This is a genomic window from Lentzea sp. NPDC059081 (assembly GCF_042738015.1).
Taxonomy (GTDB): Bacteria; Actinomycetota; Actinomycetes; order Mycobacteriales; family Pseudonocardiaceae; genus Lentzea.
In genome coordinates this window covers 64,698-82,705 of the sequence record NZ_JBHYGW010000028.1, presented here as the reverse complement: position 1 = coordinate 82,705, position 18,008 = coordinate 64,698, and the positions used below count along the sequence as shown (strand labels likewise).

Annotated in this window: 19 protein-coding genes; 9 read left to right on the top strand and 10 right to left on the bottom strand. The window is 70.6% G+C overall.

Annotation, left to right across the window (positions count from 1 at the left end; genetic code table 11):
- Positions 1–20: 20 nt before the first annotated feature.
- Positions 21–392: a nuclear transport factor 2 family protein gene (locus ACFWV3_RS37835; protein ID WP_382418733.1), complete on the top strand. Its 372-nt coding sequence runs from the start codon at positions 21–23 to the stop codon at positions 390–392.
- Here the strand turns inward: ACFWV3_RS37835 and ACFWV3_RS37830 are convergent.
- The gene (locus ACFWV3_RS37830) at positions 352–1,884 is read right to left on the bottom strand and encodes an ABC-F family ATP-binding cassette domain-containing protein (protein WP_382418732.1); all 1,533 of its coding nucleotides are present in this window, start codon (positions 1,882–1,884) and stop codon (positions 352–354) included. The two genes, ACFWV3_RS37835 and ACFWV3_RS37830, sit on opposite strands and share 41 nt — an antisense overlap.
- A 146-nt stretch (positions 1,885–2,030) precedes the next feature.
- Here ACFWV3_RS37830 and ACFWV3_RS37825 point away from each other — a divergent pair, with 146 nt between their 5' ends.
- Positions 2,031–2,735 carry a class I SAM-dependent methyltransferase gene (locus tag ACFWV3_RS37825; protein ID WP_382418731.1) on the top strand — a complete coding sequence of 235 codons (705 nt, stop codon included), beginning with the start codon at positions 2,031–2,033 and terminating at the stop codon, positions 2,733–2,735.
- Between the two features lie 124 nt (positions 2,736–2,859).
- Positions 2,860–3,669, top strand: a complete 810-nt coding sequence (locus tag ACFWV3_RS37820) for a sensor histidine kinase (protein WP_382418730.1) — start codon at positions 2,860–2,862, stop codon at positions 3,667–3,669.
- Here the strand turns inward: ACFWV3_RS37820 and ACFWV3_RS37815 are convergent.
- The 3 genes from ACFWV3_RS37815 to ACFWV3_RS37805 all read right to left on the bottom strand — a co-directional run bounded on the left by ACFWV3_RS37815 (position 3,627) and on the right by ACFWV3_RS37805 (position 4,991).
- Positions 3,627–4,298 (bottom strand): hypothetical protein, encoded by a 672-nt coding sequence (locus ACFWV3_RS37815; RefSeq protein WP_382418729.1) that lies wholly within the window; start codon positions 4,296–4,298, stop codon positions 3,627–3,629. The genes ACFWV3_RS37820 and ACFWV3_RS37815 overlap by 43 nt on opposite strands.
- Positions 4,299–4,421: 123 nt before the next feature.
- The gene (locus ACFWV3_RS37810) at positions 4,422–4,577 is read right to left on the bottom strand and encodes a hypothetical protein (RefSeq protein WP_382418728.1); all 156 of its coding nucleotides are present in this window, start codon (positions 4,575–4,577) and stop codon (positions 4,422–4,424) included.
- Between the two features lie 9 nt (positions 4,578–4,586).
- On the bottom strand, positions 4,587–4,991 hold the full coding sequence (locus tag ACFWV3_RS37805) for a hypothetical protein (RefSeq protein ID WP_382418727.1): 405 nt from the start codon (positions 4,989–4,991) through the stop codon (positions 4,587–4,589).
- Between the two features lie 158 nt (positions 4,992–5,149).
- Between ACFWV3_RS37805 and ACFWV3_RS37800 the strand changes: the two genes are divergently transcribed.
- Genes ACFWV3_RS37800 through ACFWV3_RS37790 form a run of 3 tightly spaced genes read left to right on the top strand, consistent with a single transcriptional unit; the run spans position 5,150 to position 11,383 of the window.
- Positions 5,150–6,544 (top strand): TIGR02677 family protein, encoded by a 1,395-nt coding sequence (locus ACFWV3_RS37800; protein WP_382418726.1) that lies wholly within the window; start codon positions 5,150–5,152, stop codon positions 6,542–6,544.
- Complete coding sequence (locus tag ACFWV3_RS37795; RefSeq protein WP_382418725.1) at positions 6,541–7,620, top strand: TIGR02678 family protein; 1,080 nt, start codon at positions 6,541–6,543, stop codon at positions 7,618–7,620. Before ACFWV3_RS37800 ends, ACFWV3_RS37795 begins: the two co-directional genes overlap by 4 nt.
- On the top strand, positions 7,613–11,383 hold the full coding sequence (locus ACFWV3_RS37790) for an SbcC/MukB-like Walker B domain-containing protein (protein ID WP_382418724.1): 3,771 nt from the start codon (positions 7,613–7,615) through the stop codon (positions 11,381–11,383). The genes ACFWV3_RS37795 and ACFWV3_RS37790 overlap by 8 nt, the downstream gene beginning before the upstream one ends.
- Here the strand turns inward: ACFWV3_RS37790 and ACFWV3_RS37785 are convergent.
- From ACFWV3_RS37785 to folP, 6 genes are all read right to left on the bottom strand, one after another.
- A complete protein-coding gene (locus ACFWV3_RS37785) occupies positions 11,380–11,889 on the bottom strand; it encodes a hypothetical protein (RefSeq protein ID WP_382418723.1) in 510 nt (169 codons plus the stop codon). The genes ACFWV3_RS37790 and ACFWV3_RS37785 overlap by 4 nt on opposite strands.
- The gene (locus tag ACFWV3_RS37780; protein WP_382418722.1) at positions 11,886–12,089 is read right to left on the bottom strand and encodes a DUF6218 family protein; all 204 of its coding nucleotides are present in this window, start codon (positions 12,087–12,089) and stop codon (positions 11,886–11,888) included. Before ACFWV3_RS37780 ends, ACFWV3_RS37785 begins: the two co-directional genes overlap by 4 nt.
- Positions 12,086–13,240 (bottom strand): exonuclease domain-containing protein, encoded by a 1,155-nt coding sequence (locus tag ACFWV3_RS37775; RefSeq protein ID WP_382418721.1) that lies wholly within the window; start codon positions 13,238–13,240, stop codon positions 12,086–12,088. The genes ACFWV3_RS37780 and ACFWV3_RS37775 overlap by 4 nt, the downstream gene beginning before the upstream one ends.
- A gap of 248 nt (positions 13,241–13,488) precedes the next feature.
- On the bottom strand, positions 13,489–13,773 hold the full coding sequence (locus ACFWV3_RS37770; protein WP_382418720.1) for a hypothetical protein: 285 nt from the start codon (positions 13,771–13,773) through the stop codon (positions 13,489–13,491).
- 48 nt (positions 13,774–13,821) lie between these two features.
- A complete protein-coding gene (locus ACFWV3_RS37765) occupies positions 13,822–14,760 on the bottom strand; it encodes a hypothetical protein (RefSeq protein ID WP_382418719.1) in 939 nt (312 codons plus the stop codon).
- Positions 14,761–14,774: 14 nt separating this feature from the next.
- A complete protein-coding gene (gene folP / locus ACFWV3_RS37760; protein ID WP_382418718.1) occupies positions 14,775–15,599 on the bottom strand; it encodes a dihydropteroate synthase in 825 nt (274 codons plus the stop codon).
- 62 nt (positions 15,600–15,661) lie between these two features.
- On the opposite strand from folP, the gene ACFWV3_RS37755 reads away from it, so the two are divergent.
- From ACFWV3_RS37755 to ACFWV3_RS37745, 3 genes are all read left to right on the top strand, one after another.
- Positions 15,662–16,717, top strand: a complete 1,056-nt coding sequence (locus tag ACFWV3_RS37755; RefSeq protein ID WP_382418717.1) for a DUF2786 domain-containing protein — start codon at positions 15,662–15,664, stop codon at positions 16,715–16,717.
- Between the two features lie 136 nt (positions 16,718–16,853).
- A complete protein-coding gene (locus tag ACFWV3_RS37750) occupies positions 16,854–17,336 on the top strand; it encodes a hypothetical protein (protein WP_382418716.1) in 483 nt (160 codons plus the stop codon).
- 69 nt (positions 17,337–17,405) lie between these two features.
- The gene (locus tag ACFWV3_RS37745) at positions 17,406–17,678 is read left to right on the top strand and encodes a GlsB/YeaQ/YmgE family stress response membrane protein (RefSeq protein WP_382418715.1); all 273 of its coding nucleotides are present in this window, start codon (positions 17,406–17,408) and stop codon (positions 17,676–17,678) included.
- Positions 17,679–18,008: the final 330 nt, after the last annotated feature.

The following is an 18,008-nucleotide window of genomic DNA, read 5'->3' as shown; positions in this document are numbered from 1 at the left end:
GTACAACTATGGTTGTGGACATGACTCCTGCCGAAACCGCCACCGCACTGCACCGCGCGCTCGAAGCCGGGACGCACGGTGCCGACCTGCGCCGTCACTTCACGCCCGACGCCATGACCGTCGAACACCCGAACCTGATCAAGCCGAACGGCGCGCGCTCGTCCCTCGACGAGATGCTCGCCGCGTCGGAGAAGGGCGTCGGCCTGCTGTCGAGCCAGCAGTACGACGTGCACTCCGCCCTGGTCACCGGCGACACCGCGATCCTCCGCCTGACGTGGACCGGGGTGCTGCGCGACGGCAAGGAGCTCACCGCGCACATCGCGCAGTTCGTCGAGACGCGCGACGGCCTGATCAGCTCGATCGAGACGTTCGACTGCTACCGGCCGTTCTGAGCTCCTCCCCCTGCCACCTCGCGCGCAGCGACCGGTCGTGCGACGCCACGACCACCGCGCCGGGGTAGTCGTCGAGCGCGGCCTCCAGCTCCTCCACCAGCGCGAGCGACAGGTGGTTGGTCGGTTCGTCGAGCAGCAGCACGTCGAACTCCTGCCGCAGCAACTGGGCGAGCGCGAGCCGCCGCCGTTGCCCGACCGACAGCGCACCGACCGGTGCCGTGAAGTCCTCGGCGCGGAACAAACCGAGGTCTTTCAGCTGCTCGGCCGTTCCGCCGAAGGCCTGGAGGATCGTTCGTTCCGGTTGGCGCACAACGGTTTCCTGCGGCAGGTACCCGATCCGTCCGGCGCGGACGACCGTGCCGCGTTCCGGCGGACGCACGCCCGCCAGCACGTCGAGCAACGTCGACTTGCCGGCACCGTTCGGTCCCGTCACCAGCAACCGCCGTCCCGCCTCGATCGTCAGGTCGCCGAACTCCAGCACCGCTCCCTCGCGGATCGCCGCGTCCAGCGTCGCCTTGAGGCGCAACGGTTCCGGCGGCTTCGGCACCGGGTTGTCGCGCAGCCGTTCCAGGCGTTCGGACGCGCTGCGCACCCTAGTGCGGATCGACGCCTGCACACGGCGGCCGTCGCCGTTGTACTTGCACTTGTTGTGGTCCGGGATCGCACGTCCGGGCGCCACGCGGTGGGCCGTCGTGCCGCGCCACCGCGTCCAGTGTCCGATCTCGGCGACCCACTCCGCGTACGCCTGCTCCCACCGCTGCCGCGCCGCCCTCTTCCCGGCGAGGTAGCCCGCGTACCCGTTGCCGCAGCGGGTGACCGTCCGGTTGTCGACCTCGACGATCGTGGTAGTCACCCGTTCCAGCAGCAGGCGGTCGTGCGTCGCCACGACGAGCGTGCCGCGGTGGTCTTGGAGCGCTTTCTCCAGCCAGGCCAACGCCTGGTCGTCGAGGTGGTTGGTGGGTTCGTCGAGCAGGAGCAGCTCTGGGCGGGCGGAAAGCACGCCCGCCAGCGCGAGCCGCGCGCGTTCGCCGCCGGACAGCGTGCCCAGCATCCGGTCCTTCGCGAACGCCACGCCGAGCTCGGACATCGCCGCCTCGACCCGTGCGTCGGCCGCGTAGCCGTCGCGCAGCTCGAACGCGGTGAGCAGCTCACCCAGGTCGTCCAGCTGCTCTTCCTCGGCAGCCGTCGCGATCCGCCGCTCCAGCAACCTGATCTCGGCGAGCGCGGCGTCGACAGCGTCGCCGACGGTCGCCTCGCCGGGCAGGTCGAGCACCTGCGCGAGGTAGCCGACTCCCCGTGCGTGGACGACCACTTCGCCGTCGTCCGGCGGGTCCTGTCCCGCGATGATCCGCAGCAGCGTGGACTTGCCGGAGCCGTTCTCCCCGACGACACCGGCCTTCTCGCCCGGACGGACCGTCAGCGAGACGTCGTCGAGCACGCGCCGGTGGCCGTACCTCTTGGTGATCTTCTTGAGCGTCAGCTGACCTGACAAGGCGAACTCCCCACAGCCGGAAACGAACGAGGTCGCGGTGGTGGAGTCAGAAGATCATGAGGTCAAGGCACCCATACACCGTACGAGAGCGCAACCGGGCGCCGCTCCGGCCGGTAGGATCGAACCTCTCTGACCTGGGGGTTCGAGTGCAGCGGAACATCCGCACGACCGACGACGTCCTGACCCTGCTCGACGGCCTGTTCGCGCCGGGAGCCGACCGCTGGACCGCCGGGGCGGGCGACTGGTGGGACGCCTTCTACGCGGACCGGTCGCGCGAGGTCCCGTTCTTCGTGAGCAAGCCCGACGAGAACCTGGCCGGCTACCTCGACCGCGGCCTGCTCACACCCGGCCGGGCGCTCGACGTCGGCTGCGGACCCGGTCGCAACGCCATCTTCCTGGCGCGCAACGGTTTCCAGGTCGACGCCGTGGACATCTCGGCCACCGCCATCGCGTGGGCGACGGAACGCGCGGAGGGTCTCGACGTCCGGTTCCGTCACGGCGACGCGTTCACGACCAAGGGCTCGTACGACCTCGTGTACGACTCGGGCTGCTTCCACCACCTGCCGCCGCACCGCCGGATCTCCTACCTCGCGCTGCTCGACCGCGTGCTGGAACCCGGCGGCCACTTCGCCCTCACCTGCTTCACCGACGAGGAGGGCACGGCCGCGCCGGACGCCGACCTGTACCGGCAGGGGAGCCTGGCGGGCGGGGTCGGTTACCGACCGGCCGACCTGCGCTGGGTGTTCCAGGACCTCACCGAGGTGGAGCTGCGCCGCATGACCGAGGAGCCGGCGGCGTCGCCGTCGTTCGGGAAGTCGTTCCTCTGGACGGCGCTGTTCCGAAAGGACTGACGCGGGAACCGGACACCGGCGTCCGGCAGGCGGAAACCGCACGGCCCGCCACCTGCGAAAGTAGGGACTATCCCCTGCTGGAGTAGGTGATCCAAGGCACAAATCCGGCAGTATCGTCACCCGCGTGACGCGGGCGGAGGACCTGGTGCCGGTGCTGCTCGTGGCGGCACTGGACACCTGGCGCGAGTCGTGGCCGCTCGGCCTCGGCGGGGTGGCCGTGGCCGGGCTGACCGGCCTCTACCTGCAGACCCGCCGCCGTCTCGCCCAGTCGCTGACCGCCAGGGCCGAGCTGGAACGCGAGCTGCTCGCCGAACGCGCCCGCGCCGATGAACGCACCAGGCTCGCCGCGGAGATGCACGACGTCGTCACCCACCGCCTGAACCTGATGGTGCTGCACGCCGGCGCGTTGCGGATGGCGGCCAAGGACGACGGCGTGCGCGAGGCGTCCGAGGAGCTGCGCACCGCGGGCCGCCAGGCGTTGACCGAGATGCGCGACCTGGTCGGCGTCCTGCGCTCCGGCCGCGCCGCCCGCATCCCGGACGTCCTGCCCGACCGCCTGTCCAGCCTGGTCGCCGACTCCGCCGCCACCGGCCTGGAGATCACCCTGACCGAGCACGGCAACGCCGACATCGTCTCCCCCGCCGTCCGCCGCACGATGTACCGCGTCGTCCAGGAATCGCTGACCAACGTGCACAAGCACGCCCCCGGCGCCCAGACGGAGATCACCATCCACTGCGGACCGAGCACCGTCCGCGCCGTCATCCGCAACGCCGCCCCGGCGTCCACACCGGACCCGGCCCCACCCCGGTCCGGCAAGGGCCTGCTGGGCCTGCGCGGCCGCGTGGAGATGGTCGGCGGCACCCTCACCGCCGGCCCCACCGACGACGGCGGCTACGAGGTCGACGCCGTGCTGCCCGCGTTCGTGCCGACCTGACCCAGCGCGAGGGCGATGCGCCGCCGCACCAGCAACCGCGTCTGGTGCACGTCCTCGCTGACGCCGAGCCCCGGCCGCCGCTCGAACCGGTCGTAGCTGCGGCTGAGCAACCAGTGCGCGGCCTCCGGCGTGATCGGCTCCAGCCGCACCTGCTGCCCCAGCCGCTCCAGCGCGTCGTCGACCTGCCGGGTCAGGAACGCGTGCCGGGTGAGGCTGCCGCTGATCTCGTCGACCATGTAGACGACGGCGTGCCGCTCGTCCCCGTAGGCATAACCGCACAGCAACGCCAGGTAGCCCGCGTCGACGGACCGGTCGCCGACCCAGCACTCGCCGAAGGTCAGGCCACCGAGATCCCACCGCGGCCTCGGCTGCTCGAGCGCCGCCTCCCGCGCCCACATCCCCGGCCGTCCCGGCAGCAGGTGCCCGAGCGCCGTCAGCAACGCCGCACTGCGCCGGCTCGGCACCTCCCGCAGGTGCGCGACGACGCCCTCCCAGAACTCCTCGTCGCGCGCGTACAGCCCGGCGAACGCGCTGACCCGCAGCTCGACCTCCAGCGGGTCGGTGAGCTGGGGCAACGGACGCCCGGCAGCCACCACCACCTGCTGCCTGGGGGTCAACCTCGTCCGCACGGCCGGAGGTTAGCCCGATCGGCGCAACGGGGCAGCGCGGTGGATCACGGCGTGGCGCGTTTCACCACATCAGGTCATCCGCTGAAGCCCGAGACCACGCCTCCACGGCTTGGCGACGGGCAGTCACGGTCGTACCGCGGCGAAGAACACCGGCGCCAGCTCCTTCAGCCTGCCCCGGCACTCCTCGGACCGGGGGTTCATCCGGTCGGCCGACTTGTTCCGGAGCACCAGCACGGCGTTGGCGTCGAGGACGACCAGGGAGCAGTTGTCGCGGTCCACGTCGTTCTGCTACTTGGCCTGGTCACCGACACCCACGTCGGCCGCACCGTCGTCGACCGGGTCGGACGACGCGGCGAACCGCTCGCGCGCCCTGGTCCTGCCCGATCCTCCGGTCCACACCGAGACTTCGAGACCGATCCTCGGGTAGTCGGGGATCTTCTGGAACTCGCACCCGGTGAACAGGTCGATGTACGGCGGCGCGTCCTCGTTGCCGAACCGGAACCTCGGCAGTCCCGGCACCCTCTGCTCGATCTGCCGGCAGGTGGGCACCGCCGTGTACTTGGCGGGTACGGGCGTGGCCGCCGTGGCGAACTCGAGCGCCGGGTGCCCGGCCGGATTCTTGACCGGGCCCGCGCAGGCACCCGCACCGACCACGAGCATCAGCGTGCCCGCGAGCTTCCCGAACCGCCCCATCCGTGACCACACTCCGCATTCGTTTGACAGCGGATGGTCACACTATCGCCGCGGAGAGGGCGTCGCCCGGCACGACCGACCCTCCCCGGCGGCCCGGCCTCCGGACGGCGGAGCCGTGTCACTCTAAGGACGTACCGCCACCCGCTACCGTGACACAGGTGACGACGTTCCCCCCGGTGCCCGCGGACCTGTTCCGCTTCACCACGACCGACCACGCGGAGCTGCACACAGCCGTGCTTCGCGCGTTCGGCGTGGCGAACGAGCGCCTGGAGACCGCCCTCACCCTCGACGACGTGCAGCAACGGCTCCGCGAGGTCGGCTGGTCCGAGCAGGTGACGGACGACGAGCTGACGGCGTCGCTGACTGCGCTGCGTCAGTGGGGTCTGCTCGACGTGACGCAGCAGCGCCACGGGCTCACCAAGCTCGGCGAGGCGGCGTTCGCGGGGGTGCAGCACGCGCTCAAGACCCTCACGAGCAGCGGGTCGTTGCAGACCGCCGTGCTCGACGCGATCGTCGACCGGCTCGACGAGCTGCAGAACGCGCAGGACGACCGGCGCGTGTTCACGGCGCTGATGGAGGTCGAGGGCCACCTCGACGCGCTGCGGACCAACACCACGCGGTTCAACGCGGACCTGCAGCGGCTGCTGCGCGACGAGCAGGCCGACCTGGCCACGTTCCAGGACGTCAAGCGCACCACGATCACCTACCTGCGCGACTTCATCGGCGACCTGGACGCGCGCAAGCAGCAGATCCGCGACAAGATCGACGCCATCGACGCCATCAAGACCCTCGACCGCGCGCGCAACGGCGCCGACCTCTTCCAGAGCGACGAGTCGTGGCTGCAGCAGCGCACGGCGCGATGGACGGACATGCGGAACTGGTTCGCGCGGGCCGACGAGTTGCAGGACGTGGCGCGCAAGGCGATCGTGCAGCTGCTGCGGGTGCTCGACCGGATCAGCGAGCAGCGCAAGCGGCCGACGAACACCGCGGCCGACTTCCGGGCGCTCGCCCGCTGGTTCGCGCGGACCGAGACCGAGGACGAGGCGCACGAGCTGTTCCACGCCGCGTTCGGGTTGTGGCCCGCGCGCCACGCCCACCTCGCGCACGCCGACGGCGAACTGCTGCCCAGCGGCGAGCCGTGGCACAACACGCCGCCGGTTCCCGTGTCCCCGCAGCTGCGCGCGACCGGCAAGCAGGAGCACATCGGCAGCACCGGCAAGGTCCGCAACGTCGAGGAGGTCCGCCGCAACCGGCGCGAGCAGGCCGAGAAGGAACGCCGCGAGCTCGAGCACGCCTGGTCCCAGATCCAGACCGACGGCGCGGTGCGGATCTCCACGCTCACCAACCTCGACCACGACACGTTCCACCGGCTGATCGACCTCGTCGGCAGGGCGCTGGGCAGCGACCCGGACAGCACCGGCACGCGCACGGCCGGCACCACGGACGGCAGGATGCAGATCAACCTCCGCAACGCCCGCGGCTGGGCGACGATCACCACCCAGAAGGGCACCCTGAGCGGGCCCGACTACGTGATCGACGTGCAGAGCCGATGAGCAGGACCGGGAACCAGCTGGCACGGCTGGAGAGCGAAGAGGTGGCACGGGGCGTGCGGCTGCTGCTCGCCCGTCCGCTGCTCACGGCCGTGTACGACCACGACGGCTTCGACCTCATCCGACGGCGCCGTGAGCCCATCGTGAAGTGGTTCGACTACTACTGCGGCTGGCGCGTGCACGTCGAGCCACGGGCCGGATACGCGCGTTTGTTCAAGACGACGCAACGGCCCGACCGCACGCGTCCGATGTTCGACCGCCGGCGCTACACGTTGCTGTGCCTGGTGTGTGCGGAGCTGCTGACCACTCCGACGACGACGGTCGATGCGCTGACGACGCGCGTACGGCTGGCCGCCGCGGCAGAGGAGCTGCCGCCGTTCGACCTGAACCGGCGCAGCGACCGGTCCGCGTTGGCCGACGTGCTGACGTTCCTCGAGGAGCACGGCGGTCTGGAGAGCGACGAGGTGCAGGTGCGCGCGGACCCGACGCTCATCACGCGCCTGCTCTCCGCACCGAACCCGCCGTCCGCGGTGGACGGCATCGAGGACCTCACGCACGAGTCGCGGTACGAGAGCGCGCACCGCAGCCTCTGGCAACGGCACTCGGTGATGCGCCGGCTGATCGACGACCCCGTCGTCTACAAGGAAGACCTGAACGCGAGCCAACTCGCGTTCCTCACGTCGCCCGCGGGACGTAAGGTCGTCCAGACGGGCGTCGGGCTCGCCGGGTGCACGCTGGAAGAACGCGCTGAGGGGTTTCTCGTGGTCGACGCGGACGCGATCGCCACGGACACGAGATTTCCGGACGACGACAGCAGCGCGAAGGTCGCGGCGTTGTTGTTGCTCGACCGGCTGGCACGAGGTCCCGCACGGGTCGAGGACCTGGTCGAAGAAGCACGCGAGCTGCTCACCAAGTTCCGCACGTGGGCCAAGGCCTACCAGTCGGACGGCGGTGCGGGCAGGCTGGCGGCGGACGGGCTCGCGCTGCTCGAGAGCTTCGGGCTCGCGCGCACGGAGAACGGCACCGTTCGCAGGCTGCCCGCGGCAGCTCGGTACGCGGTCGAGGAGCTCAATGACTGACCGGTGGCAACCCAGCCGCGCCGGGATCATCAACGTCTGGCGCTACTACGACGAGATCTTCTCGTTCTACCAGGGCAGACTGCTGCTCAGGGGCCCCAACGGCACGGGCAAGTCGAAGGCGCTCGAGCTGCTGCTGCCCTACCTCTTCGACGCGAACCTGCGCCCGCACCGGCTGTCGACGTTCGGCAGCGCGGACCGCACGATGCACTGGAACCTCATGGGCGAGGGCAACCAGGGCAGCACGCGCGTGGGGTACGTGTGGCTGGAGTTCCAGCAGGGCGACGAGTGGTTCACGTGCGGTGCGCGGCTCCAGGCCACCACGAACACGTCCAACGTCATCGCCAACTACTTCACGACGTCGTTGCGCATCGGCGACCTCAACCTCGTGAACGAGGCCGGGCGGCCGTTGACCAAGACGGACCTCATCGAGGCGATGGGCGACTATGGCGTCGTGCACGCCTCACCGGCCGACTACCGGCACACGGTGCGCACGACGTTGTTCCCCGGTGTGACCGAGCAGCGGTACGACTCGTTGATCACCGCGTTGCTGCAGCTGCGCACGCCGAAGCTGTCCGAGCGGCTCGACCCGAGCGTGCTGTCGTCGTTGCTGTCCAAGGCTCTTCCGCCGCTGGACCAGTCCGACCTCACGGAGATCGCCGAGGGCTTCGAGCGGCTCGACCGCCAGCGCGAGGACCTGCGGCGCCTCGACGAGGAGATCATCACCGCCGGAAAGCTCGCGGACGTGCAACGCGTCTACGCGCAGCGCGTGCTGGGCGCGGCGGCGTTCACGTTGTCGACCGCGTCCGAGAACCTCGAGGACGCGACGCGTGCGGCACGGATGAGCGAGCGGCGTTTCCAGCGCCAGGTGACCCTGACCGACGAGGCGTTCGAGCAGCTCGCGGCGCTGGGGCGGGAGGCGAGCGCGGTCGACGCCGAGATCGCCGGCATCTCCGACCTGCCCGCGTACCAGGAGGGCAAGCAGCTCGACCTGTTGCGACAGCAGCTCTCCGCGGCGACCTTGCGTGCGTCGGAGGCGGCCTCACACGCCGCGAAGCTCCGTGCGCGTGCCGTCGCGGACGAGGAACACGCGTCGCAGGCGAAGGCCGAGGCTGCTGCTCGCGCGGACGACCTGCGTCGTTCGGTCGCGGAAGCGCAGGCGGCCGCGGAGTTCGCGGGCATGCCGTCGGTGTTCGAGGAGATCGACGCGAGCACGGACGCACGTGCGAGCCGTGAGCTTCTCTCGGCCGCTGTGGACTCACGGACTGCAGAGATCTCTTCTCTCATGAGTGCCGTCTCCGCGCATGAGCGAGCAGTCGACGCACGGGACGCCGCACGTCAACGGTTGGAGGAGACGCGCGAGGAGCTCGACCTCGCCCTGGACGCCGAGATCGCTGCTCAGTACACGTTCGAGCAAGCGTTTGCGAAGTTCGGCGCGGACTTCGAGACGTGGGCGCACGGCTGTTCCGAGCTGCAGGTGTCCGACCAGAGCGAGATCGTCGAGGCCGCCGCGCTCGCCCGCGAGGAGTTCAGCGCGATCGAGGCACGGCTGCACGAGACGCGCACGGCGTTGAACGGGCAGCTCTCGCAGTACCGCTCCATCCGGGAGAAGCTCGCCAACCAGGTCGACGTGCCGCCACCGGCGCCGTACACGCGTGACGCCGACTACCGCACGCACGCCGCAGGGGCCCCTCTGTGGCGACTGGTCCAGTTCCGCCAGGGCACGCCACCGGAGGTGTGCGCCTCCGTGGAAGCCGCCTTGGAGGCCTCGGGCCTGCTGGACGCGTGGATCACGCCGGGCAACTCGTTCGGCCTCTCCGACCAGGACCGCTTCGCCGAACCGCTGCTCGCCGGTCCCGCTCCCGGCCGCTCGTTGCTGGACGTCCTCGTCACCGAGGACGAGCGCTGCTACCAGTTCCTCGAGACGGTCGCGTTCGGCGAGACGGCCACCGGCCACGTCGCCGCGGTCGGGACGGACGGGACGTGGCGCGTGGGCAACAACCACGGGCGCTGGGCCAAGGAAGTGCCGACCTACATCGGCGAGGTCGCCCGCCAACGTGCCCGCGCGGGCCGGATCGCCGAGCTGACCGGCCTGATCGAGCAGCTGGCGACCGACCTGTCCGGAGTGGACGCGGCGCTGTCGCAGATCGCCGTACGCCGCGCCACCCTGGCGGGCGAGCTGGCGCGGCAGCCGTCGACGGACCCGATCGAGATCGCCGAGGAACAGCGCACCAAGGCGCAGTTGCGGTGTGCGGCGCGCAAAGACGCCGTGGCAGCCGCCACCCGGCATGTGTCCGAGGCCGAGGCGGCGTTCTCCGCGCTCACCGTCGCGGACGTGCCCGACATGGACGCCGTGACGTCGTTCCGGACCGTGGGTCATCGTTGGTTGGACGACCGCCACGACGCGTTGGCCGCCGAGTCGTTCTCAGTTGAGGCGGGCAACCGTGCGTCCGTGAGCAGCTCTCTGGCCGATGAAGCCGAGGAGACCGCCGCAGCGCGTCAGCAGGAATCCGCCGACCTGGCGATCACGCTGGAGACCGTCGAGCGTGCCGCAGGCTCCGAGTTCCACGCTCTCGACCAGCAGCTCATCACGTTGCGCACCAAGGCACTCGCTTTGGCCGAAGACCGCGAGCTGCTGCAGGACAAGCAAACGGGCCTAGCGCGCACCCTCGGTACGTTGGAGGAGAAGCGCAAGAACGACAACGCACGCGCCGCAGAAGCCACCATCGCGTTCGAGGTCGCCGACGCCCGCTATCGCCACCTCACGTCCGCGCACCTGCCTTCGGATGCCGGCGACGTGCCCGACGGCCCCGTGGACCCGCGCCTGATCCGCGACTCCGAGTCCCGTCTGGGCGTGGCCGTGCACGACGCCCAGCAACAACTGGCGGGCCGGATCGACCTGTCGCTGGACCCCGACGACGACATCACGGTGCTGACCGCGTCCCTGGACGGCGCGCGCATGGGCGCACACGCCCTACTGCAAGCCCTCCAGGCCGAACGCGACCGCGTGCGCACACACATCACCGACGCCGAACGCGACCTGTTCGACCAGACCCTCACCGGCGACACGCGTAGGCATCTGGCGCAACGGATCCAGGGCGCCGCCGAGCTCGTCGACACCATGAACCACCGCCTGGCGCGCGTGCAGACCGCTTCCGGCATCCGCGTCCAGCTCGACTGGCAGGTGGACCCCCAGCTGCCGCCGGGCACGCGAGAAGCCCGCGACCTACTGCTGCGCACGGACCTCGACGCCTCGGAACGCGCTGCGCTGCACCAGTTCTTCCGCGAGCGTGTAGAAGAAGCACGCGCTCACGACACCGCCACGGGCTGGGAGCAGCAGTTGGCCCAGGTGCTCGACTACACGACGTGGCACCAGTTCGTCGTGAAGGTCGACCGCGGCGAAGGCTGGGTGCCGGTGACCAAACGCGTCCACGGCGCCCTCTCCGGCGGAGAGAAGGCCATCGTGCTGCACCTCCCCCTCTTCGCCGCAGCAGCAGCTCACTACCACGCCACGCCAACGGCACCACGTCTGATCCTGCTGGACGAGGTGTTCGTCGGTGTCGACGCCACGAACCGCGGTCAGTTGCTGGAGCTGCTGGTCAACTTCGACCTGGACCTGGTGCTCACCTCGGACCACGAGTGGTGCGACTACCAGGAGCTGACCGGCATCGCGATCCACCAGCTGACCACCGGCACCGACGGCGACGACGCCGTGACGACGGTCCGGTTCACCTGGGACGGCCACAGCCTGCACGCGGACGACTAACTGCCGAACAACGCCAGGAACTCCCGCTGTTCCTCGGTGAGCACGAACGACGGGTTGCGCCGCGGATAGACCTCCGCGGCGTCCCACAGCTCCTCGCGCACACTCGACGCCACGCCGACCTTGCGTCCACGCGCGCGTAGCTCCCCCACGACAGCAGCGGCATCGAACAGGTACACGGCATCGATGACCATCGGCCTCGTCGCGCCACGCGAACTCTCGGCGAGCGCCTTGGGCCCGCTCAGCACGAGGTACACGTCCGGCCCGCCGTCACGCAGGTCCAGCAGGTTGTCGCGCTTGAGGTTCCACCGCACGTTGACGGTCCGGCCGTCGGCCAGCGTGCCGTCGACGCCCTTGGCCCCGAGCCCCAGCTCGATCCCGAAGATCTGCGCCGCGATCCAGTCGCCGAGGTGCCCGGTCAACGCGGGCCGCCGGATGCACGCGGACAGCGCGGCGTCGACGCGGTTGCGTTCCTGGATCAGGTCGGCGACCCGCTTCACCTCGTTCACGCGGCGCCCTCCACCCGTCGCCGGCGCAGCGCCGGATGCCCGGCCATCGCCTCCGTCATGGCCCGCACCGGCCACGCCAACGGCACGATGGACGCGTTCTCCGCTCGCTGCTCCTCGACGCGCTTCTCGCGGGCGGCCCTGATCTCCGCGATCTCCGCCAGCACGTCCTCGCGTTCCTCCAGCACGAAGTGCCCGATCACCGCACACTCCCCGTCAGCTCACCGAGCAGCCCGGCGAACAGGTCCTCCGACACGATCGGGATGCCGTACGTGCGCGCTTTGTCCGCCTTGCCCGACAACGAGTCCGGGTCCGCCGCGATCACCAGCGCCGTCCGCTTGGTGACGCCGCCCTTCACGGTCAGCCCAGCCGACGACGCCCGCCTCTCCCACACGTCCCGCGGCTCGCGCATCTCGCCGGTGAAGACGACGAGATCGCCCAGGTTCAGCCGCACGGGCTCGCTGGTCAGCACCTCGGTGACGTCCACGCCCAGCAGTGCCGCGACCAGCCGGAGGTCGGCCTCCTCGTCGGCGGTCACCCGGCCGTCCTCCCACGCGGCGTCGGCGAGGGCGGAGAGGTAGCCGCGGTGCAGTTCCATGATCTCGGGCAGGCCCAGGTCCAGGGCGCGGGCGACGTCGAGCAGTTCCGACTGCTCCTCCGGCGACAGGTGCCGGTCGAGCAACGCACGGTCCAGCACGTCGAGGTACTCGTCGCCCGACGAGTTCTCCGCGCGGGGCAGCAGCTGGACGAGCTTCGCCAGGAAGTGCTGCTCCGGCCCGTGTGCGCTACTGCGCTGCACGGCGTACGTGTTCGACGTGCGCGGTACTTCCAGACGTACGGGCTCCACATGCCCGACGTGCTCAAGGCAACGCACGAGCAGACCTGCGGACGCGCGCGCGTCGTGCAGCGCGGAGTGCGCGGTGCCCATCGGCACGTTGGCCACCGAGCAGCACGCGGCGAGTGAACGCGACGAGGCGCCGAGGAAACGGCCGGAGAGCTCCATCGTGCACAGCCCGGAGTCCGCGACGAGCTCGTGGCCGAGCCGTGCGAACTCGGCCTGCAGGAACCGCAGGTCGAACGACAGGTTGTGCGCGACGAGCACCCGGCCCGACAGCCGCGCGGCGAGCTCGCCCGCGATGCCCGCGAAGTCCGGTGCGCGGCGGACCTCCGCAGCGCTGATGCCGTGCACGTGCTGGGGGCCGAGGTCGCGGCGCGGGTTGACGAGCGTGCACCACTCGTCGGTCCGGCGGCCCGACCCGTCCACGTGAACGACGGCGACCTCGATCACGCGGTGGTGGTGACCGGGTGAGAGTCCAGTGGTCTCGACGTCGACGACCGCGTACCCGTTGTCCATGCCGGAGCTGTCGTTCGGGCCCGTGGCTCGTGTTATCCGCGAGCGCCGACGTCATCCGTTGGGAGTAACGCTCCGGTCGCCGGCACCGGCGCGGAGATCGGACGGGTCGCGGTTCGCGGGGTCGCCGTCTCAGGTGGAGCGGCGGGGACGAGGCCGCTCGCGAGCAGGGCGAAATCGGGTCGGAAAACGCTCCTCCGGCGTTTCCCCCGAACTCGCGCTCGCCGCTGAGCCCGAGTGGAGGGAGGTGTTCATCCGAGGCTTGGCATCATTTCGCGGGCGACCGAGGCCCTGACGGCGGCACGAGCCGCCGACAGGTCGTCGACAGCGTAAATCTCCGGGCAGGAAGCGATGACGAGGTCCTTGTCCGACGCGACGGTCAGCAGAGAAACTTTCTCGGTCAACGACTTCGCTTGCCGGACGACTCCCTTGGCGTCGACGCGGATCAACGTGACCCACGTCTCTGACCAGGGAAAGTCGGCGACGGCGCTGGATTTTCGCAGGCCTTCCACATCGAACTCGGCAAATCTGGGCATGACACCAAGATAACGAGTCGAGGTGGCGGAAAGGCAAAGATCACCCTTTCACCGCAATGCCGCCAGCAGATGGGACAGGTTGACACCTACGGCGTCCGCCAACCGGCGCACGACTTCCGGCGCGGGTGCCAACGGGTGTGTCTCGCGGGTGAACGGCAGGCCTTCACCACCGGAAAACTTCGATTGCGGCGTAACGGGAGCGAGGATCGGGTAGACGCGCCAGCGCGGCACTTTCGAGTCCGCCATCGCGAGCGTGTTCTCGTGCCACAGCATCACGGCGGATGACCGGATGTTGCGCGCGAGGACACAACCGAAGCCCGTGAGCGTGATCGCGCGCGCTGCGGCACGCACGGGGTTGCGGAAGTCGCCGTCCACGACCCACACGCCGTTCATGAACTCCGCGGAGAGCCCCTCGGCCTCCAGCACGGCCAACGTCTCGGCGTGGTCGTCGTCCGCGGCGGCCGTCGCCAGTTCGACGACCTCCTGGACCTCCGACGCCGTGACGACGCGCGCGCCGGCCTCCGTGGAGTGGTAGAGCAACCGTTCAACGATGCGGTCTTCCGCGTAGGCCGCCCATTCCTGTGCCTTCTCCCACGCCGACCGTGCGATGAGATCGGCCTCGGAACCGCCACGCAGCCGTGCGTCCTGAAGCAGCTGTGCGAGTGCCACGGCGATGACGGAGCTCACCAGCGCGTCGTCGTGCGACTCGTCCTCTTCGGGCACGAGAGAGACGACCAGGTCGCGCAGATCGGCGCGCCAGCTCTCGTCGCCCGCCCACACGCCGATGGCGAGCAGGTTCAGGTAGTGGTCCGCGAGCGCCATGCGCACGAGCAACGGCTGTCCGGCCGCCTCACGGGCGTCACGGCGCGCGGTCACCTTGATCTGCTGCCGTTCCGCGGGATCGACCACGCTCACGCGGATCTTGTCGAGTTCGTCGAGGAAGTCGTCCCACCGGTCGTCCGAAAACCGGGCGAAGACGTCGTCCACCTGATACCTCCAGCTCACAGTCGAGCGACGGACTCGAGTACTCGTCTGGTGCGCGCCACCTCGTGCGCGCGGAAGACCGCGGCGCCCGCCAACGCCGCGATCGCAGTCGCGACGAGGGTCCCCTCGACGCGCTCGTGCAGTTCTACGCCGAGGGTCTCCCCGACGAAGTCCTTGTTGGACAGAGCCATCAGCACGGGCCACCCGGTCGCCACCAGCTCGTCCGTGTGCCGCACCAGCGCGAGGCTGTGCCATGTGTTCTTGCCGAAGTCGTGTGTGGGGTCGATCAGCACGCTCTGGCGCGGCACGCCGAGCGCGACCACCTTCTCCGCGTGCGTCGTCGTCTCCGCGATGACGTCCCGCACGAGGTCCGGATAACTAACCCTATGCGGACGCGTGCGGGGCTTCACACCGCCCGTGTGCGAGCAGACGTACCCGGCGCCGTACTCCGCGGCCACCTCGGCCAACCCGGGGTCCGCGCCCGCCCACGTGTCGTTGAGGAGGTCGGCACCGGCCTCGCAGGCGAGCCTGCCGACGTCCGCGCGCCACGTGTCGCTGCTGATGACCAGGTCCGGGTAGGCGTCGCGCACGCGGGCGATGAACGGCACGACGCGGCGCACCTCCTCGCCGGAGTCGACGCGGTCGCCGGGGCCGGCCTTCACCCCGCCGATGTCGACGATGTCCGCGCCCTCGTCGACGACGCGGTGGACGGCCTCCATGGCGACGTCCTCGGCATAGGTGGCGCCCTTGTCGTAGAACGAGTCCGGGGTGCGGTTGATGATCGCCATCACCAGCGCGTGGTCGCGGACGACGGTCCGGCCGCGGAACTGGAGCTCGATCACATCCCGTGTCTACCAGGTGGTCCCCGGCCTGTGCACATGGCGGACGTCTCATACTGCGTCGCGTGGAACTGGTGAAAGCGGTCGACGGGCTGTGGCAGCGGGGCTGGCTGCCGTACGACGTGCGCGAGATCGTGTCGCGCTCACTCGACGAGTCGGCCACCTCGCTCGTGGTGGACGTGATCGCTTTGTCCTGTTCGCCTCATCCGGAGTCGACCGTGCACCCGCGCTGGCGGCGTCAGCTCGAGGAGATCGGCGCCTCCGTGTGGTGGGAGGGGCCGCTGTTGGAGGCGTGGGCGACCCGTCACATCGAGACGCGGGCGTACGCCTCACGGACGGCTGACGAGCTGCTGAAGTTCCTCGGGAGGTTGCCGTCGTTGCCGCGCATCCTGCCGTTGCCGGGCGACGCACTGATGTCGGCCGTGCGCGCGGGCGTGGACCCAAAGGTGCTCAACCGGGTGCGCGGCCTGCTCGCGAAGGCGGAGTCGACGGCGTTCCCGGAGGAGGCTGAGGCGTTGTCGGCCAAGGCGCAGGAGCTGATGAACCGGCACGCGCTGGAGCGGGCCGTGCTCGACGCCGGTCTGCCGGCGGAGGCGACCTCGCGGCGGCTGTGGCTGGACAAGAGCTACTTCAAGGAGAAGTCGCAGCTGGTGCACGTGGTGGCGACGGCGTTCCGGTCGCGGGCGGTGGCCTACGACGGGTTCGGGTTCGTCGCGCTGGTGGGCGACGAGGTGGACCTGGAGAGCACCGAGCTGCTGTCGACCTCGCTGCTGGTGCAGGCGACGCGCGCGATGGTCGCCGTCGGCGGGCGGGCGGGGAAGGGCAGCGAGGCGCGGTCGCGGCCGTTCCGGAAGTCGTTCCTGGTGGCCTTCGCGTCGCGGATCGGGGAGCGGCTGGAGTCCGTTCCGGACACCTCCGACGCCCCCGGCGTGCCGGACGAGCGGTTGCTGCCGGTGCTGGCGGACCGCAAGAAGGCCGTGGACACGTTGTTCGAGCAGATGTTCACGCGCACGCGCACCTCGCGCGTGACGGTGCGGTCGGCGGCGGGCTGGGGTGCCGGACGTGCGGCGGCGGACGTGGCGGACATCGGGACGGGCCGGAGCTCGGTGACGTCGGGGTGAGCCTTGCCCCGCAAGGCTGTTCAGCGGCGCGGGCAGGCGTGTGCCCCCACCCCTTCGAGTGAACTCCCCCGACCAAGAGCCGCCCGCAGCGCTCACCGGCGAAAAACCGTCAGACCCCCTCCCTAACGTCGACCCCATGACATCCACCTTCTACAACGAGATGAAGCTCGGCGAGGTCAACTACCGGCTGAGCGCGACGACGGACTCCGAGGAGTCCCTGGTCCTGGACCTGCTGGGGTCGCTCGACTCCGGCGAGGTGGTCGCGGACGGCCGCCTGCGCATGCCGGTCGAGGGCGGCACCGCGGTCGGCAGACTCATGGCCCGCGTCCTCACCGCCCACTCCCGCCTGCGCCCCCGCCCGTCCCGCCACGCCAACGCCAACCAGCCCTGGACCGAGTCCCTCGACGCCGAGCTCCGCACCACCTGGCTCGCCGCCACCGAGGGCAGCGCACCGGCCCTGGCGAGATCCCTGGCCGACGCCATGCAACGCTCGACCACGGCCATCCGCGCCCGCCTGGCCAAGGTGGGCTGCGATCCGGACGTCCCCGGCCGCGAGCTGTCCGAGACCGGCGCCACCCTCCTAGGGGCGAACTCAGGGACCGCTCAGGGAAAGACCTGATTCGCGGCCCGTGCCCTCCGGCCCACCCTGGACTGGCAAGCAACCGCCGCAGTCCCAGGGGGAACCACCGTGGAAATCGAGGGCCTGTTCACCGCACTCATCTTCGGCGCCGCCATCGGCGGCCTCGGCCGCCTCGTGATCCCGGGCAGGCAGCACATCTCGCTGCTCGCCACGATCCTGGTGGGCATCGTCGCCGCCCTCCTGGGCACGGCGGCCGCCACCGTCCTGGGCGTGGCCGACACCCCCGGCATCGACTGGATCGAGCTGGCCCTGCAGGTAGGCCTCGCCGGCGCGGGCGTGAGCATCCTGGCCAACCGCTCCAAGCCCAAGATCCACCACTGACCCCCAGAGCCGGGGGCGGGTGGGCCCCCAGCCGCCCGTCCCCACCCCAGCGCGCCCGGAGCGCAGGCAACCCCGCCTCCGCCACCGGGCGCGCCCGGAGCCGCGCCAAGCGGCCCAGCGAGCGGTCGCGCCTGCCGACACCGGGCCCGAGCGGCACCCCGCCCGCCGGGCTGCCGGACCTCACGCTCAAGCCGTACCGCCTCTACCCGTCCCCGCCCTCCAACCGAGGGCCGACACGGCGCGGCCAGGTCGGTGCGAACCGCACCACCCGGCTCAGCAAGCCGCTGCGTCCACCGACGCCAGCCCGCGAACCGACCCACAAACGGTCCC

Coding starts and splice junctions, on each gene's coding strand:
- ACFWV3_RS37770 (WP_382418720.1), bottom strand. CDS start 13,773: ATGCCCAGATTTGCCGAGTTCGATGTGGAAGGCCTGCGAAAATCCAGC.
- ACFWV3_RS37750 (WP_382418716.1), top strand. CDS start 16,854: ATGACATCCACCTTCTACAACGAGATGAAGCTCGGCGAGGTCAACTAC.
- ACFWV3_RS37795 (WP_382418725.1), top strand. CDS start 6,541: ATGAGCAGGACCGGGAACCAGCTGGCACGGCTGGAGAGCGAAGAGGTG.
- ACFWV3_RS37775 (WP_382418721.1), bottom strand. CDS start 13,240: ATGGACAACGGGTACGCGGTCGTCGACGTCGAGACCACTGGACTCTCA.
- ACFWV3_RS37835 (WP_382418733.1), top strand. CDS start 21: ATGACTCCTGCCGAAACCGCCACCGCACTGCACCGCGCGCTCGAAGCC.
- ACFWV3_RS37790 (WP_382418724.1), top strand. CDS start 7,613: ATGACTGACCGGTGGCAACCCAGCCGCGCCGGGATCATCAACGTCTGG.
- ACFWV3_RS37805 (WP_382418727.1), bottom strand. CDS start 4,991: ATGGGGCGGTTCGGGAAGCTCGCGGGCACGCTGATGCTCGTGGTCGGT.